Consider the following 16,873-nt stretch of genomic DNA (forward strand, 5'->3'; position numbering starts at 1 on the left):
GTGTCAACCGCGAGACGAATGCTTGACACCTTGAGAATGCTGGGGGACTCTGATGCGACATACGAGATGGCGTCTCACAGCACGCCACTCGGGTCGGGACTTGTGAGAGGCAAACTCCCCATGGGAAGCAATCCCCGGACCGTCCCAGCGCCGATGATCGTCGAGGACTGGGACCAGCTCACCTTCCGGGTCAACCGCGAGGCCTACCGCAGCGCGGAGATCTTCGCCCGGGAACGCGGCTGGGTGTGGATGCACACCTGGCTCTACCTCGGGCACGAGACCGAGATCCCCAACCCCAACGACTTCAAGGTCCGCACGCTCGGCGGCCGCCCGCTGATCTTCTGCCGGGACACTGCCGGCGAGGTGCACGCGTTCCTGAACTCCTGCCCGCACCGCGGCACCGTGCTGTGCCGCGAGAACGAGGGCTCGACCAGGCTCTTCCAGTGCTTCTACCACGCCTGGACGTTCCGCAACAACGGCGAGGTCGCCGCCATCCCCGACGCCGGGGCGTACGAGTCGAGCGACGAGTTCCGGGCGTCGATGGGGCTGCGCGGCGTGCCGCGCCTGGAGACCCACGAGGGGTTCGTCTTCGTCTCCTTCGACCCCGACGCTCCGCCGCTGCTCGACTACCTCGGCGACGCGGCCGACTACATGACGATGATCCAGCAGCAGCACGCCGGCGGCATGACCACCCTGCCCGGCACACAGCTCTACAGCGTGCGCGGCAACTGGAAACTCGCCGTCGAGAACGCCATGGACGGCTACCACTTCGCGCCGACGCACAACACGTTCGTCGGCTACCTGCGGGAGAGCGGTTACGCCGTCACCGACGACAACCAGTACGCCTACAACCTCGGCAACGGCCACGGGCTGCTGGTCCTGACCGGGCACGGCGGACGGATCAGCATGATCTGGGAACCGCGCTTCGGCGAGGACGAGCGAGTCCGCACCGAGGCCCACCGGGCCGAGATGACACAGCGGCTGGGGGAGAAACGGGCGCACTACGTGGCCGACGAGAGCCACATCCTGTTCGTGTTCCCTAACCTGCTGCTGTTCGACATCGAGGGCCTGTCGATCCGGCAACTGGAGCCGGTGGCGCCCGACCAGACCGACGTGCGTGCCTGGCAACTGGTCCCGCGCGACGAGGACCCGGACACGCGCGCCCTGCGCATGAAGACGGTCGTCAGCTTCGTCGGCCCGGGCGGGCTCGCGACGCCGGACGACATCGAGGCGTACGAGGCGGTCCAGCGCGGCATCCAGGCCACGGCGGGCACCGCCGCGCCCGAACTGGACTACAGCGACATGTCGCGCGGCATGGCCGACGAGGCCAAGGGCGTGCAGGGCAGGTCCATCGACGAAGGCGCGATGCGGGGCTTCTGGCGGCACTGGATCGAAGCCACAGGGCTCGACGACGGCATCGAGGTCAACGGCGAGCGACCGGCGTCCTTCCTCGCGGGGAGGGACGTGCGATGACCGCGATCGTCAACCGCGGCGCCGTGCGGTGCGCCGGACGTACCGTCACCCGGCAGGAGGTGGAGGACTTCCTCTACGCCGAGGCGGACATCCTCGACCACTGGGACTACGACGGCTGGCTGGCCCTCTTCGAACCCGGCGCCCGCTACGAGATCCCGACCACCGACCACCGCCCCGGCTGGTCCCCGCACGAGACCGGATCGTTCGTCGACGACGACTGGGATCTGCTGAACGCGCGGGTCAAGCGCCTGAAGTCCCGCAAGGCGCACGCCGAGAACCCGCACTCGCGCACGCACCGGCTGGTGTCCAACGTGCGGCTGTCCGAGGGCGACACGGAGGATGCCTTCCGGGTGGCGGCGTCGTTCGTGGTGCACCGCGCCCGCGACGGGCACTTCGACGCCTACGTCGGGTGGTACGACCACCTGCTGGTGCCGACCGATGACGGACTCCGTTTCCGGTTGCGGCGCTCGCTCCTCTGCCACGAGTCGCTGGCGGCAGGCGCCCGGCTCAGCTTCATCCTCTAGCCGGCGCGGAAGGCGACCCGATGATCCGACACACCCTGTCCTTCCGTTTCGCCGACGGAGCCGACCAGGCCACGCGGGAGTCCGTGCTGGCCGAGCTGCGCACCTTCCCGGACCGGTACCCGGCCATGCGCGGCTTCGTCCTCGGTGAGAACATCAGCACCCGCGACCGGACCTTCACCCACACGATGGCCGTCGACTTCGACAGCCAGGACGATCTGCTGGCCTATCTGGGCAGCGAGTCCCACGAGAGCTTCGTGCACACGCGCTGGCGCCCGGTGATCGACCGGCAGGCCATCACCTCGTTCGAGTACGCCGAGCGTCCCTCGCTCGCCCCAGGAAGGACACCGCCGGTGAGCACACGCCCGCACGGCCCGTACGGCATGGAGTACGCCCGGATCGAGGTTCCGGACATGCAGGCCACGATCGACTTCCTCGAGTACCACGTCGGGCTGCAACTGGAGCAGCGTACGGACGAGTACGCCTACCTGCGCGCCGACATCGAGCACCACGCGATCGAGCTGATCCACGCGCCCGAGCGCACCGACGGCTGGACGACCGCGGTCGGCTACAGCGTGGAGAGCGAGGAGGTCCTCGAACAGCTGCGCAAGAGCGTCGCCGACGCAGGCCTCGACATCCTGGACCTCCAGGAGCGGCAGCAGGCGCTGTGCGACAACGGCTTCGCGGTGAAGGACCCCAATGGCCTCGTCGTCGAGCTGTTCACCGAGTTCCAGGAGTACGCCGAGCCGCCGCACATCGAGATCCGGCCGCTCGACCTGGTGCACCCCTTCATCGCCACCGCGAAGTACGAGGAGACGCTGGACTTCTACCAGAACGTCCTGAGGTTCCTGCCCTCCGACTACGTCGTCGGCTCGACCACGTTCTTCCGCGGCGAGGACCGCTACCACCACAGCCTCGCGATCCAGAACAACAAGGAGCACTTCACCGCGCACCTGTGCTTCGCGATGAAGAGCCTCGACCACGTCATGCGGATGCGCGCCCGCGCGTTGTACAAGGGTGCGCCGATCGCCTCCGACATCGTCAACCACTCGGCCTCGACGTCGATCGCGTTCTACCTGCACGACACTCGCTTCGGCCCGCGGTACGAACTGTGCGACCGGCACCGGGTGTTCACGCCGGAGGAGCACGAGACGCACCGGCCCCGCAGGATGCCGGCCGACCCGCGCAACATCGACGTGTGGCGTCCGGCCGCCGACGACTGGGGACGTTTTTGAGACAGCGGCTGCTCGATGTCCTGCACCTGCTCGACGCGAACCCCGCCCCCCGCGGTCAGGAGCGGACGGCGGCCCACCGGTTGCGCGACTGGTGCGCGGACCGGTGGCCGCACGTCGAGTGGGAGGTACTGGAGCACGGCCCCGCGGGCGGCAGCCTTCTCGCCGCCCACGGGGCCGGGCCGTTGCTGTACTCCCACCTGGACACGTCGCTGGACGACGGCGACGCGTCGTACCGGCTCGTCACCGGCGACGCCGCACCGGTCGGCCCGCTCACCGTGGACGACGACGCGGTGGCCGGCTTCGGTCTCGGAGTCGCTCGCGGGCCGGCGGCCGCCGCGCTGGTCGCCTTCGCCGAGGCGGGTGCCGGGCGGCTGCTGCTCGCCGGCTCCGGGACGCACCGCCGCTCAGGCGGCACCACCGGCCTGGAGGCCTACGCCGACGCGTACCCGCTGCCGCGGTCGGCGATCGTGGCCAAGTGCGGCCCGCCCACGCTGCTGTGGCACGAACCGGGCGCGTTCTACCTGACCGTCCGGGTGACCGGCCGCTCCGGGGCCGCGATGGCGGCGGAGTCCGCCACGCCGCCCGGGGGAGTCGTCGCCCACGCCGGCGTCGTCCTGGACGAGCTGGCCCGCTGGCGCACGGACTACCTGGCCGCCGACCCGCGGCTGGGGCAGACCGGCCGGGCGTGCGGCATCGGCGCGATCAGCGGGGGATGGCCGGACAAGCCGGACCTGCTGCCGGCCCAGCTGCGGATCGATCTGTACGTCGTCGCCGGAGACCGGGTCGAGCCGGCCGTGCTGGCGGCCGAACTGGCCGACCGGCTGCGGGCGCGGTGCGCGGAGTCGGTGCTGCGGGACTGCGCGGTCGACGTGGAGGCCGAGCCCGTCGCGCCGGCCGCGGCCACGGCGGCCGACGCCCCGGTGGTGACGGCCGCCCGGGCGGCCTGGCGCGACGAGTTCGGCGCACAGCCGCCGCCGGTCACCGGCTGGACGGGATCCACCGACGGCGTCGTCCTGCGTGCCCGCGGTGTCGACACCGTGCGCCTCGGCCCGCAGGCCAAGCCGGCCGCCGACGATCCGCGCCGCGACGGACTGTCGTTGACGCAGCTCGCGGCCTACGCGCGCATCTATCGCAGGCTGTTGACCGAGCTGCCGGCGTAGCCCGGGCGGTTGGCGGGGCTGGTGCTGTGGCGGCGACAAGGAGTTGACCCGCCAGTACCTGGGCGGGGACTTCTTCGCATGGAGTTCGTCGGCGTCCGGCGGACTCAGCCGCGGACGCCGACGAGAATGACCAACCGTCACCGAGAGGGTGCGGCGTCACACGCCCCAGTCGTCGTTCACCGTGACGGCGTCGGCGATGTGGAAGCGGCCGCCGGGCACCGGCGGGGTGGTGGGCTCACCCATTTCGACGACGTGCTTGCCGAACTGGGGGGCCAGCGGGCGCCCGACGTCGCGCTTGAGCCACAGACGCAGCAGATGCCGGCGGCGCTCCGGCTCCGGGTGGTCGGTGTAGCTGGTGCGAGAGTGCAGAGCGGCGTAGTTCAGAAGCCACTGCACATCCCCCGGCTGGAAATCCATGTCGATCGGCAGACCGGGCTCCTGCGAGATCTCGTCGAAGAGGGCGATCGCCGCGGCCTGGTCGGGCGTCAGTTGGGGAACGCCGGGGTACTCCTGGGCGCTGAAGATCATCGAGCTGCCGGCGTAGGTGCTGAAGACGCCGTCGACGTAGCTGATGATCGGCGAGGTGTACGTCAACTCAGGGGAGTCGGGGTCCTGGCGCCGCCAGTCCCAGTGGTAGGTGTCGAAGAGCCGCGGAGCGAGATCCGGTCGCAGGCGCAGCATCTCGTTGTAGATCGTGGTGCCGCTGACCAGGCTGGAGGCCCCGCCCTCCTTGGCACCGCGCAGGCACATGAGGGCGACGACGTCGGAGCTGTCCGAGTGGAACGGCAGCCGGTCCCGCACCCGGGAGGGCAGCGCGCCCTCGTCGGCCATCGTCTTGTTCGACGTGGCGATCACGTGGTCGAGCAGATCGCCCCTCTGGTTCTGCCCGATCGGCTGGCCGAGGTGCAGGCCCATGACGAAGAAGATGGCCGCGGCCACGGCGTCGCCGTACTCCTCGGTGCGCAGGCCGCGCACCAGGACGAAGCCCCGGCCGGCGTCCATCTGGCCGGCACACTCGTCGTTGAGGGCACGACAGGCGTCGAACGGGTAGTCGGCGGCGGTGACGGTGCGCAGGTCGGGGTCGTCGGCGACGAAGCGCCGGCCCAGGTCTTCCAGCTCGGCGCGCTCGGCGTCGCTGAGGACGTAGATCCACTCGGTGGACTTCGACAGCTCGTCCCCGCGCCAGGCGGACGGTCCGGAGATCGGCTCGAGGCCGACAGTGGTGGTCACGGTGATGCACTCCTCGAAGAGGTGATGAGAGTTCCGTCGGCGAAGACACGACGGATGACGAAGGTTCGTGGTGCGGCAGGGGCTCGTCGCGTGGCGACGAACGGCACTCGGAACGCTCAGAAGGGGGTCTGAGGCTCGCCGGCGGCCGTACCGGGGCGCAGCCCCTCCCGGGGCGGGAAGTAGCTGAGCGGTTCGTCGTAGGTCCGGCGGCCAGCGCACGACACGAGCAGGACGCCGATCGGGGCGACTGTCCTCATGCTGGTCCCGTCCTTTCGAGAAGTGCCCCCACGATAGGGGAGGGCCGGACTTTGAGCAATATGCGAGACACCATCTCGTAAACGCGAGCCAGGCCGGCACGGCGACGAGGGCTCCAGCAGTTCGCCGACCTCGCCGGCTCCTCCCGGGGGACGACCACCAGGGGAGCCGTCCCGGCGTTGCGCCAGTTCGTCGTGCAGGTCCTGGATCCGGGCGGTCCGCTCGGGGCCGTCCGGTTCGGGCACCCGCGGCCGCAGGGTGCCGATCGCTCCACCTCTGACGAACGGGGACAGCAGTAGGTGCGTGCGTGAGGCCAGGTGGGCGCCGGGGGTGCCGGTGTGCCTGGCCGTCAGCCGGGCGATGCCGGCGAAGGTCAGGCCGGCGAGCAGGCCGAACACCAGGTGGCCGCCGAGGCCGGAGCTGGTCACGTACGGCTGGACCGCGGGTTCGCCCAGGAACTGCCTTGTTCCGACAGTTCGTTCGATCTGCTCGGGCGGATCACCCGCACACTTCAGAGGCTGATCTCACAAATCGCGCACTTGTCCCCAGTGTGCAGCCCACTCGTCTGCCTTTGGGGCTCTGACCTGGCCCGTTTTGCCTGGCCGGGGCTTTTCTCGCGCAGGTGCCCCCTTCGCCGCCTCTGGCTGCTGCGGGATGACCATGGCTGATCTGCGCCGGTGGATCACGTCGGCGGCCCAGGAACGGGTCCTTATCGGTCAGGCGTGATGTGGCTGGTTCCGTCATGGTGCGCTGCGGTCAATTCGCCGGGCAATCGCCTGATAAGTGGGGCTGTGTCGATATGTGGTGGGTGCTGTTCGCGGCTGAGTGGTTTCTGATCAGGGTGTGGCGCAGAGTGGACAAGTGGCATACCACATCGCACAGTTGGAGACGGAAGGCAAGAGCGACAGTTTCGGCCAAACCTGTATGGTGATCTTGGCTGAGATGGATCGACAAGTAGACAATACGCGAGACGAGTCAGCCAGAAGGCGATGAAGCCCGACGGACGACCTCTGACTCCGAACTGACGGGGTAGCAGACAGGAGAGATTGTGGAACGCTACTTCACCAGCAGGTGGCATGAGGACCTCCGGCTTCGGGTGCGTGAGTTCGCCGAGCGCAAAGTTCGGCCCCGGATAGCGGAGATGGAGGCCTCGCGAGGGGTGGCCCACGAGCTGTCCCGGCTCATCGCGCGGCAGGGATGGATCGGGGTGACCATCGGCAAGGAGTACGGCGGCATGGGGGCCGGGCACCTGGCCAAGACGATCATCATCGAGGAACTCTCCCGTGTCAGTGGGGCCATGGGGGCCATGATGCAGGCTTCCCAGCTCGGCGTCGCCAAGATCGTCCACTTCGGTGACGAGCGGCAGAAACAGACCTGGCTGCCGCGCATCGCCGCGGGTGACTGCCTACCCACGATCGCGGTCACCGAGCCGGAGTCCGGCGGTCACGTCCTGGGCATGGGCTGCACCGCCGTCCGCGACGGCGACGAATACGTTCTCAACGGCCGCAAGGTCTTCGTCGGCAACAGCCACGTCGGGGACCTGCACGGCGTGGTCGTCCGCACGGGAGAGGGATCGAAGGGACTGTCGGCGTTCCTCGTCGAGGCCGACCGCCCCGGCTTCTCCCTGGCACCACAGCAGCCCGCCATGGGACTGCACGGCTTCAGCTTCGGTGAGCTGATCTTCGACAACTGCCGGGTGCCGGCCGAGAATCTGCTCGCCTCGGAGGGCCAGGGCCTTGCCGTCGCCTACTCCTCCAGCGTGCTCTACGGCCGGCCCAACCTGACCGCGGTCTCCCTCGGGATTCACCAGGCCGTCTTCGAGGAGACAACCGCCTTTTGCATCGAGCGCGAGCGGTACGGCGCTCCGCTCGGCGCACTCAACAACATCAAGCTCAAGCTGGGCAGGTTGAAGTCCCGGCTGATGACGGCCAGGCTGGCCGCCTACCAAGCGGTGCACATGCTCGACCAGGGCCTGCCGTGCGACGCGGAGTTGATGAACGCCAAGTTCGTCAACGTCGAGTCCGCGATCGAATCGGCGAAGGACGGCATGGACATCCACGCCGCAGCCGGCCTGTTCACCGATCGCCCGATGGAGCGATACCTGCGCGACGCCCACCACATCTACGCACCCGCCGGCACCTCCGACATCCAACTGTTGCGCCTGGGAGAAATGGCGCTCGGCGAGGCGAAGGGCCAGTGGTCCGAGCGTCTGGCCGACCTGGTGCGGACGGTACCGGCCCAGCGCCTGGAAGGGCAGTCCGAGCCCCTGCCGCTGGAGACGGTCGGCCACACGGGCTGAAACTCGCAGGGAGCCGCCGACACAGCGTCGTGCCCGCGGCTCCCTCACCACGAATCAAGGGGCCCGGTTGTCGTCGGCCGCCCCTCAAACGAGCTCAGATCCCGCCCTTGCGCTCCATTTCGGCGATGCGCTCCGTCAGTTGCTGCGCCATCGACTTGATGGTCTCCAGGCCCGCCCGTCCCCATGGACGGGTGTCGGTGTCCACGACGCAGATCGTCCCCAGGGACATCCCGGTCTGCTGGTCGATCAGCGGCGCGCCCATGTAGGAGCGGATGCCGATCTCGTCGACGACCGGATTCCCGGCGAACCGCGGATAGTCGCAGACGTCCTCCAGCACCAGTGCCTTGCGCCGTACGACGACGTGCGGGCAGTAGCCGTGGTCACGGGCCATCACCCGGCCCACCTGCGGCCCCGGCTGCAGCTCCATCCCGGGCCGGCCGGCCGCGTAGAGGCCGGCGAAGTACTGGCGGTTCTCGTCGATGAAGTTGACCATCGAGAACGGCGCATTGGTGACGCGCGCCAGGTCGGCGGCGAAGTCGTCGAATTCCTCGACCGGGCTGTCCCCGATGCCGATCTCGCGCAACCTGGCGACGCGGGCGGGGGCATCCCTGTCCTCGGGAGTCAAAAGCAGGTGGGAGGTCGGGTCGTACTGGCTGTAGGGAACCGGGGTGGACATGCAGGCTCCAATCGGCCGCGTTGAGCGTGTGTCAGCGCAGCGGGTCAAGCTCCGCGGACGGTACGCCGGGAGTCGAGGTGAGCAAGTGCTGTACGAGTGAGATCAACACGCCGGTGCTGGAGGAGCACTGCCGGGCGTCGCACATCACTACGGGGGTGTCGGGCTTGAGGGCGAGGGCCGCGCGGACCTCGTCGGGCGTGTAGTGATAGGCGCCGTCGAACTCGTTGACTCCCACGACGAAACCGATGCCGCGGCGTTCGAAGAAGTCGACGGCCGCGAAGCAGTGTTCCAGCCGGCGGGTGTCGGCGAGGACCACGGCACCCAGAGCCCCGTTGGACAACTCGTCCCACATGAACCAGAACCGTTCCTGTCCGGGCGTTCCGAACAGGTACAGGATGTGTTGATCGTCCAGGGTGATGCGGCCGAAGTCCATCGCCACGGTGGTGGTCGACTTGTCCTCGATGCCGACCAGGCTGTCTGTGCGGGCACTGACCTGGGTCAGCAATTCCTCAGTACTCAGTGGCTCGATTTCGCTGACTGCTCCTACGAAGGTGGTCTTGCCCACCCCGAAGCCTCCGGCAATGAGGATCTTCAGGGCGGTACGGAAGGGGTCAGAGCCGCTTACGAAGGCCATTCAGCACCGCCTCCAGGAGATTTCGGTCAGTTGGGGAGCCCGCCCTCATGACGTGCGGCGCCCGCGTGGTGAGCGCGTCGTGCTGCACGAGGTCGGACAGAAGAACTTTGGTGATGACGGCCGGCAGCCGCAGGTGAGCGGCTACCTCGGCAACCGACAGGGGGGCACCGCACAGGTCCAGGACCTGCTCGTAGTCGGGGCCCAAGTAGGCGTTCGGCCGGATGCCGGTGGCCACCACTTGGGTGAGCAGGTCGAAGTGCGCCGAGGGACGGGTGCGCCCGTTGCTGACGGTGTACGGGCGCACCAACCGCCCGGCCTCGTCGTCGAGCCACGCCTCGTCCTGCGCGTCCGTCATCCTCAGCGCCTCGGATCATGGGCCGCGGCGGCCGCCTGTTGCCGGGCCGGGGTGGCGAGATACGTGCGGACACTCTTGACCAGCTTGGCCATCTCGTAGCCGAGCACGGCCGCGTCGGCCTCCCGCCCGGCCAGGACCGCCAGACAGGCCCCGGAGCCCGCCGCGCACACGAACAGCAGTGCGGTGTCCAGCTCTACGACCACCTGACGCACGTCCGCGCCGTCGGCGAACCGCATCCCTGCGCTGCGCGCGAGGGAGTGCAGACCGGACGCCACGGCCGCCAGGTGTTCTGCTTCGTCGATGGTCTCCAGCCCGTCGAATGCCTTCGCCAGTCCGTCCGAGGACAGCAACAGGGCGCTGCGGGCGTGGGGGACCCTTTGGACGAGCCCGGTCAGGAGCCAGTCGAGATTCTGGTTCTGGACGGTAGGCATGTCGCTCACGGTGGCGTTCTTCTCCTCGGGGGGGTGGTGTGAAGCCTGCGGGTCAGCGAGAGCTTTCAGCGGAACTGTCATCGGGTTCGTTCTCGGCGAGACCGAATCCTCGCTGGAACGTGGCCATCAGCCCTGGATCGTGCTCCACCTCTTGTTCGTTCCCCCTGTGCGTGCCGGGAGCGTCCCGGAGCTGCGGCACGAGGTGCTCCTGCGCTTGGCGCTGCGGCAGCGGCGGCCGCTCGTCGTCGGCCGGCCCGCTGGTGCGCGAGGGCCCTCGATCGTATGGCTGAGCAGCCTCCACGGGCCCTGCGTGCCGCGATGCCACGGGTATCGGCGGGGTTTGAGGCAGCGGCTGGGCTGCGGGCGGCGGGGCGGCGGGGCGGGCGGTCGGCTGGGCTGCGGGCGGCGGGGCGACGGGGCGGGCGGTCGGCTGCGCTGCGGGCGGCGGGGCGACGGGGCGGGCGGTCGGCTGCGCTGCGGGCGGCGGACCCACGGGCTGGGCGGCCGGCTGTGGCGCGGCGGCAGCCTGAACCGGCCGGGACATGTCGGCAGCCGGGTGCGATACTTCGTCCGGTTCGTCACCGATCAGGCCGCGCGGAATGATCAAGATGGCCTGGATGCCGCCGAAGATGTTGTTCTGCAACCGGACCGCGAGGCCATGGCGGCGGGCCAGCGCGGAAACCACGTACAAACCGATTCGGCCGTCCGCGAGCAGCTTGCCGATGTCGATACGGTCCGGCTCGGCGAGCAGCTGGTTGTACCGGTCCTGCTCCTCCAGCGGCATGCCGAGACCGCGGTCCTCGACCTCGACCGCCAGCCCCGCGGCCACCCGCTGGGAACGCAGCAGTACCTGGGTGTGCGGATCCGAGAAGGCCGTGGCGTTCTCGACCAGTTCGGCGAGCAGGTGGATGACGTCGGCGACGGCGTGACCGCGTACCGTCCCCTCGATCGGCGGCACCAGTTTGACCCGGGAGTAGTCCTCGACCTCGGCGATCGATGAACGCAGTACCTCGGTCAAGGTCACCGGGCGGGTCCACTGGCGGCGGGAAACGGAGCCGCCCAGCACGGCGACGTTCTCCGCGTGCCGCCGGATGCGGGTGGCCAGGTGGTCGACGTGGAAGAGGCCCTTGAGCAGGTCCGGGTCCTCAACCTCGTTCTCGAGCCGGTCGAGCATGCTGATCGCACGGTGCACGAGGGACTGCAGCCGCCGGGCGAGGTTGACGAAGACCTCGACCCTCTCCTTGCTGTCCTGCCTGCCGTCCTCGGCGGGCTTCGCGGCCGTCGCGGCATGCGCGCCCTGCGCGGTGACCGTCTTGGTCTGCCACAGCAAGACGTTGATCTCGTAGGCCAGACGACCGTGTACGTCGCCCTCGGGCGGGGAGTGATGGGTGAACGAAGGCTGCTCGACGCTCTCCCCCCGGCTCAGTCGCTCCAGTAGGTCCTGCAGTTCCGCCTGTCCCGCGGCGACCGCGCGGCGCAGTACCTCGTACTGCCGCAATGCGCTGCGGGCCTCGGCACGGCCGGCGAACACGGCCCCGACCAGAACGCCCGTGCCGAGCACGGCGCCCGCGGTGAGCATGCCCCAGGTGGCGGCGTCGGCGGCGCCGGTCTGAGCAAGCAGTACGTAGATGATCAGGGCCGCCGCGAGAACTGCCATGAGGACAGCGGGCCACAGTGCCAGGCGTACCGTGCGGGACCGGATGACCGCATCGGCTGGCTGATTCTGGACTGTTCGCCTGGCATGTCTGTTGCGTGCCGGGCCCGCCGCGGTCGTTGTTCGACCGGCATCCGAGCGCGCTGTGAATGTCGGGGAATCGGGCATCGAAGTCCTCTCGATCAGCCAGTTCGGACACCTGGCGGCGCAGCGCAAGCCAACCGGCAACTCGGTTTCGCGATGGGAGGGTTATTCGGTCGGCCACCCTACGCCAGTCTCATCCATGTGGCGTAATCACATGGGTAGTCGCTTGCCCATAAAGAGGACTTATCGGACTGCTGAAACGATTAGTCTGCCATCGGGCGTCGGTACGCCACATGGTGCTCGAGCAGCACCGGGCCGCGGAGCGCGACGGGATGCAGCTCATGGCGACCCGGTGACCCTTCGAGGAACCACGGTGGAGCGAACTCGTCTCCGACGGATCAGATACGCCTTCATCGAGGCGGCCCGTACTGCTTCGGCGAGCGTGGGGGCAAGGCCGAGCAGGGCTGTCGCCTCGCGCTCAGGCGCCATCGGGTGCCGAGAGCGGTCAGTGCGTCACTGGGCCGTTTCTCGGCGTTCGCGCTGATCGTGATCGCGGTCGCGGCCGGACTCGGCGCGGTGCTCGCGGCGTTCGCACTTCGGCCCGCTGCGGCAGTTCACCCTGGCCGACTCCCACCACCGCAGCCATCGACAAACCTACGGCCGGTGTACGGACACGACCTCGTACGGTACGAGGTCGAGCGTCGCGATCTGCAGTACTTGCTCCATGCACGCCCGCACGTCGGCGTCTTCGCGCGCGGCCGCCAGATCCGCTTGCGAGCGCCACTGGTTGTAGTTGGCCACTCGAGTGCCCTCAAGACCCCGGTGAATATTGGCCTGCACATAGCCGGGCTGCTTCGGCATCACCTCCCGCGCCATGTACTGGAGCAGCTCGATGAGACGTTGCTGATTCTCGGGAGCGACGGTGAAGACATTGATGTAAGTGACCAGGTCGTCGTCCGTACTGATCTCGGTCATGCTCAGTATCTCCTCGCAGGTCCTGTGAATCATGGTGTCTGTCACAGGAGGCAACACGGATCGGCACCGCGTTTCTTCCAGGCCATGGCGCTGCGCAACGCGCCTGCTCAACAAGGAAGTTCGGCGCCCAGGACCTTCCGACACCAGGGTCGGGAGCGCCGGCCTGAGCCCTGTGCGCTGCGACAGTGGATCTCACCTCGACGCTGCCCGTCTCGCCGTTGGCACGATGGTTCGTGCGCTCCTCCCCGGCTGTTCACGCTCGGTTACTATGCTCACTTCATGCCGGAAGCCGGAAGCAAGGGGCGCCACTCCGGCTTGGCCATCACCCCGAGGATCCAGCGTTCGAGGGCGTTGGCGCCCAGGAGGTGTCCGCCGGGCCTCCAGTGTCGACAAGAGCAGACGGGCGGCGCGAAGACGTGCGTCGCCAGCGCAGTCCGACGCCGTACAGCGAACGGCCCATCGCTCGTGCTCGACGGGCGAAGGCACAGGAGTTGGTCCAGCGTCTGGTCGCCGAGGGGCGTGTGCTTCCTCACCCGTGTGGAGGAGGCCCCCGCGGTGGGGTGGGGTCGGCCGTTGAGTTGTTGGCTGCCCCGCCCATTCACTTCTCGGTAGTCACGTTTCGTGACGCGGGATGGGTGCCAGGTGGGTGTCGTGTCAGGGGCCGTAGGGGCTCCAGTGCCCGAGGAAGGGCCTGAGGTCGTCGACTCGTGGGTCGGGGATGTCGGGCAGTCGGGGTGGTGTGTGCAGTGGGTCGAGGCGCTCAACGGTGGATGCTGCCCAGCTGATCCATGCTTCGGCTTCGGTCTGGTCTGCCCCGGGGGCATGGCCTCGACCAGCGTGCGTGCGGCGCTCAAGTACTCCGTCAGTCCGGTGGCGTGGCGCCATGCCGCTTCCTGCGCTTCAAAGTGTCTGAAGCGGTACGCCTCGGCGTACTGGATGCGGGCGTCTTCCATGGCAGCTTCCCAGCGGATGCGCTTCTGGCGTGCGGCTTCGATCTCGTCGAGACGTCTGCGTTCGGCGGCTTCGCCGCGGAGGGTGACCTCCTGTGCGATCTCGGCGAGCTGGTCTTCGAGGGGGTGGTCGGGGGCGTCGGACCATTCGCTTGCCCGGTGCGGTTGGCCGCCGCTGAGGACGAAGCGGAGGCGTTCGGATGGGGTGTAGTCGAAGCGGGGGATCCTGATCCAGGAGTGCTTCTTGGCGTCGGCGAGTTCCTTCTCTGTGGCGACGTGCTCGGTCCGGTCCTGTTCCTGGAGGACGAGGAACCCCACGGTCTGGCCCCGTGCGGTGATGGTGAAGTGGGGAGACGCTCTGCGGCGGCGATGAGACGGGGGCGCGAAGCCGGTCGCTCCCGCCGAACAGGAGTGTCCTTCGGCCTCGGCAGCGGTGATCAGCGCCTGGATGAGCCGGAGAACACGTCCTTGGACGGGCCTGGTCAGGCCCAGCGGCTGTTGTTCGTTCTGCATGGCCCGGACCAGGGTGTGCGGGCGGGGGAGCCGGGCGGGCACGGGGACGGGTTCGAGGACGGCAAGGCGCCAGGCGGGGATGTCGACGAGCTTGATCTCGTACCCGCCATGGCACCAGCCCCCGTACAGCTCCTTCGTTACCGGCGACAAGCCGCATCCCAGACATGAAGATCACGATCTACGGCTGGAGTACTAGTACTCCAGTTGCACTTCGCTATCTCTGCTGGTCAGAGGCATGTTCTCGAGTCTATTCGGCTGCCGTGGCGTCAGGTGCCGGAAGTTCGTAACCTCCACCGCGGCGGTCCGTTGTGATTGTCATGCAGGATGTGCGGCCCGACGTCTGGTCGGCGGAACTGGAAGAGGTACTTGTTCGGGTGGGTCACCGGTTCGGGCGGGTGGACCTAAGGCGGCAGATGCGGGCCTATGTGAACGGTCTGCTTGGCCCGGTGGGCCGGAAGAACAGCTGGCAGCTGGCTGAGTACGCAGGCCACCGCACCCCTGCGGGCCTGCAGAATCTGCTGAACCGTGCACGCTGGAGTCATGACGAGGTGCGTGACGACCTGCAGGAGTACGTCGCCGAGAGACTCGGGGAGCCGGGCGGTGTTCTGATCATCGATGACACCGGCTTTCTGAAGAAGGGCACGGTCTCAGCCGGCGTCCAGCGGCAGTACTCGGGGACTGCCGGCCGCACGGAGAACTGCCAGATCGGGGTCTTCGCCGCCTACGCTTCCCGGCGCGGACGGGCGCTGGTGGACCGGGAGTTGTATCTGCCGAAGTCCTGGACGGCGGACCGGGACCGCTGCGAGGCGGCGAAGATACCCGACGACCTCGAGTTCGCGACCAAGGGCGACCTCGCCAAAGCTATGATCCAGCGAGCCCTGGCCTCGCCACTGCCCATCGCCTGGGTGACTGCAGACTCGGCCTATGGCCAGGAATGGCGGCTGCGGCGGATGCTGGAGGAAGCCGGCGTCGGCTACGTCCTGGCCGTCCCGAAGTCCCAGCCCGTCCCCGCGCTGGGCCGGATCGATTTCGTCATCGCCCAAGCGCCGGATGAAGCCTGGGAACGCCATTCCTGCGGTGACGGAGCGAAGGGGCCTCGCGTCTACGACTGGGCCGCGGCGAAACTGCCGGCCATCCACGACTTCGACGGCGATCAGCCCACGCACGACCGGTGGGTCCTGGCCCGCCGCAGCCTCGCCCGCCCGGAAGAGGTCGCCTACTACCTCGCCTACGCACCCGCCGGCACAGAGGTTCCCGAGCTGGCCCGGATAGCCGGCAGCCGGTGGGCGATCGAGGAGTGCTTCCAGAGCGCGAAGAACGAATGCGGCCTGGACCAGTACGAGGTCCGACGCTATCCGGGCTGGTACCGGCACATCACCCTCGCCATGCTGGCCCACGCCTTCCTCGCGGCCATGTCCGCCACCGCAACGACGGCAAGGGGGGTCGCAGAAACGGTTCCGGTGCCCTTGCACCCCTCACCGTGGCAGAAGTCCGGCGGCTCCTGGCAGTTCACCGTCCCCCACCGACACACCGGCGGAAAACCGATCACGCGCTGAGCTGGTCCTGGTGGCGGCGCCGCCACCAGGCAACCGCACGACGCTGCCACTACCGTCGCCGTCACGATGGAGGTTACGAACTTCCGGCACCTGACGCCACGGCAGCCGAATAGACTCGAGAACATGCCTCTGACCAGCAGAGATAGCGAAGTGCAACTGGAGTACTAGCCCGGCTCTATTCCACATAAGGCATCTCAGGCAGCTCGATTTCGGGGTGTCGGCCAGGCCGAGCGAGGTCAGGTAGCGGACGCAGTCTGATCGCGACCAGTCCATGTCGATGAGCGGATGCCGGTTGCGCATGTACTTGCCGTCGGCGTCCTTGGCCCGATGGAATTCGTCGGTGGAAATGCCGACCCACTGCTCGACGAAGACGCCCCTGGGGATGCGTGCCGGATAGGGGTAGCCGAGAATTCCCCGGACTTTCTTCTTGATCGGTTTTATTTTGTATTCCCCGGTGCTTCTCTGCACTTCACCCGATCGGGTGGCTATGGGGGTGTGGTTTGTCAAGGCACCTCCGAGGTGTGAGGGGACAGTGAAGGGGGGTGCGGTTGAGGGAGGTCTCCCCGGAACCTTCTTTGGGCCGGGACGGGTCCCGACGGCGGTCAGTAGCCTCGTCCTTGGACGATGGAGGCAGGGGGACGGATGAGACAGTTGGAATGGGTCCTCCTCCGGTCCGACGCGCCCGACCTGGTGTACGCCGTCGACCTCATGCATGACCGACACTCCGACTGGGATCCATGGGGCCCGGCGATCGAGCTGGTGCAGTGCGGGCAGGTGGTGAAGCCGGCCGTCTTCCTCAAGGTCGGCCATTGCGAGTACAACGCGTGGTCGGAGCGTGTGCTGCTGGACGTGGTGCGGTGAGAGTGGCACCC

General features: G+C 68.3%; 16 protein-coding genes and 1 pseudogene. 7 read left to right on the forward strand and 10 right to left on the reverse strand.

The window, feature by feature from the left end:
- Positions 1-120: 120 nt before the first annotated feature.
- The 4 genes from PV963_RS36685 to PV963_RS36700 are packed head-to-tail and all read left to right on the forward strand — an operon-like array spanning position 121 to position 4,389.
- Positions 121-1,473: an aromatic ring-hydroxylating oxygenase subunit alpha gene (locus PV963_RS36685; protein WP_274820764.1), complete on the forward strand. Its 1,353-nt coding sequence runs from the start codon at positions 121-123 to the stop codon at positions 1,471-1,473.
- The gene (locus tag PV963_RS36690; protein ID WP_274820765.1) at positions 1,470-1,997 is read left to right on the forward strand and encodes an aromatic-ring-hydroxylating dioxygenase subunit beta; all 528 of its coding nucleotides are present in this window, start codon (positions 1,470-1,472) and stop codon (positions 1,995-1,997) included. The genes PV963_RS36685 and PV963_RS36690 overlap by 4 nt, the downstream gene beginning before the upstream one ends.
- A 20-nt stretch (positions 1,998-2,017) precedes the next feature.
- Complete coding sequence (locus PV963_RS36695; protein WP_274820766.1) at positions 2,018-3,229, forward strand: Dabb family protein; 1,212 nt, start codon at positions 2,018-2,020, stop codon at positions 3,227-3,229.
- Positions 3,226-4,389 (forward strand): hypothetical protein, encoded by a 1,164-nt coding sequence (locus tag PV963_RS36700; RefSeq protein WP_274820767.1) that lies wholly within the window; start codon positions 3,226-3,228, stop codon positions 4,387-4,389. The genes PV963_RS36695 and PV963_RS36700 overlap by 4 nt, the downstream gene beginning before the upstream one ends.
- 156 nt (positions 4,390-4,545) lie before the next feature.
- Here PV963_RS36700 and PV963_RS36705 read toward each other — a convergent pair whose 3' ends face one another.
- Entirely contained in the window at positions 4,546-5,619 is a 1,074-nt protein-coding gene (locus PV963_RS36705) for a TauD/TfdA family dioxygenase (protein ID WP_274820768.1), read from the reverse strand.
- A gap of 116 nt (positions 5,620-5,735) precedes the next feature.
- Positions 5,736-6,302: a hypothetical protein gene (locus PV963_RS36710; RefSeq protein WP_274820769.1), complete on the reverse strand. Its 567-nt coding sequence runs from the start codon at positions 6,300-6,302 to the stop codon at positions 5,736-5,738.
- A gap of 620 nt (positions 6,303-6,922) precedes the next feature.
- Here PV963_RS36710 and PV963_RS36715 point away from each other — a divergent pair.
- Positions 6,923-8,173, forward strand: coding sequence for an acyl-CoA dehydrogenase family protein (locus tag PV963_RS36715; RefSeq protein ID WP_274820770.1), 1,251 nt, complete (start codon positions 6,923-6,925; stop codon positions 8,171-8,173).
- Positions 8,174-8,267: 94 nt separating this feature from the next.
- On the opposite strand, the gene PV963_RS36720 is transcribed toward PV963_RS36715, so the two are convergent.
- The 7 genes from PV963_RS36720 to PV963_RS36750 all read right to left on the reverse strand — a co-directional run bounded on the left by PV963_RS36720 (position 8,268) and on the right by PV963_RS36750 (position 14,595).
- Entirely contained in the window at positions 8,268-8,849 is a 582-nt protein-coding gene (locus PV963_RS36720) for a GAF domain-containing protein (RefSeq protein ID WP_274820771.1), read from the reverse strand.
- Between the two features lie 31 nt (positions 8,850-8,880).
- Positions 8,881-9,483, reverse strand: coding sequence for a GTP-binding protein (locus PV963_RS36725; protein WP_274820772.1), 603 nt, complete (start codon positions 9,481-9,483; stop codon positions 8,881-8,883).
- Positions 9,461-9,838 carry a DUF742 domain-containing protein gene (locus PV963_RS36730; RefSeq protein ID WP_274820773.1) on the reverse strand — a complete coding sequence of 126 codons (378 nt, stop codon included), beginning with the start codon at positions 9,836-9,838 and terminating at the stop codon, positions 9,461-9,463. Before PV963_RS36730 ends, PV963_RS36725 begins: the two co-directional genes overlap by 23 nt.
- 2 nt (positions 9,839-9,840) lie before the next feature.
- Positions 9,841-10,269 carry a roadblock/LC7 domain-containing protein gene (locus PV963_RS36735; protein ID WP_184993855.1) on the reverse strand — a complete coding sequence of 143 codons (429 nt, stop codon included), beginning with the start codon at positions 10,267-10,269 and terminating at the stop codon, positions 9,841-9,843.
- Positions 10,270-10,321: 52 nt separating this feature from the next.
- On the reverse strand, positions 10,322-11,926 hold the full coding sequence (locus PV963_RS36740) for a sensor histidine kinase (RefSeq protein WP_274820774.1): 1,605 nt from the start codon (positions 11,924-11,926) through the stop codon (positions 10,322-10,324).
- A 735-nt stretch (positions 11,927-12,661) separates the two neighbouring features.
- The gene (locus PV963_RS36745; RefSeq protein WP_274820775.1) at positions 12,662-12,982 is read right to left on the reverse strand and encodes an antibiotic biosynthesis monooxygenase family protein; all 321 of its coding nucleotides are present in this window, start codon (positions 12,980-12,982) and stop codon (positions 12,662-12,664) included.
- Positions 12,983-13,254: 272 nt separating this feature from the next.
- On the reverse strand, positions 13,255-14,595 hold the full coding sequence (locus tag PV963_RS36750) for a hypothetical protein (RefSeq protein WP_274820776.1): 1,341 nt from the start codon (positions 14,593-14,595) through the stop codon (positions 13,255-13,257).
- 167 nt (positions 14,596-14,762) lie between these two features.
- Between PV963_RS36750 and PV963_RS36755 the strand changes: the two genes are divergently transcribed.
- A complete protein-coding gene (locus PV963_RS36755; RefSeq protein ID WP_425540905.1) occupies positions 14,763-16,001 on the forward strand; it encodes an IS701 family transposase in 1,239 nt (412 codons plus the stop codon).
- A 189-nt stretch (positions 16,002-16,190) separates the two neighbouring features.
- Here PV963_RS36755 and PV963_RS43720 read toward each other — a convergent pair.
- A pseudogene (locus PV963_RS43720) lies at positions 16,191-16,508 on the reverse strand (hypothetical protein); the annotation flags it as partial.
- A gap of 135 nt (positions 16,509-16,643) precedes the next feature.
- Between PV963_RS43720 and PV963_RS36765 the strand changes: the two are divergent.
- On the forward strand, positions 16,644-16,862 hold the full coding sequence (locus PV963_RS36765; RefSeq protein ID WP_274820778.1) for a hypothetical protein: 219 nt from the start codon (positions 16,644-16,646) through the stop codon (positions 16,860-16,862).
- Positions 16,863-16,873 lie beyond the last annotated feature (11 nt).

Source organism: Streptomyces coeruleorubidus (genome assembly GCF_028885415.1).
GTDB classification, from domain to species: domain Bacteria; phylum Actinomycetota; class Actinomycetes; order Streptomycetales; family Streptomycetaceae; genus Streptomyces; species Streptomyces coeruleorubidus_A.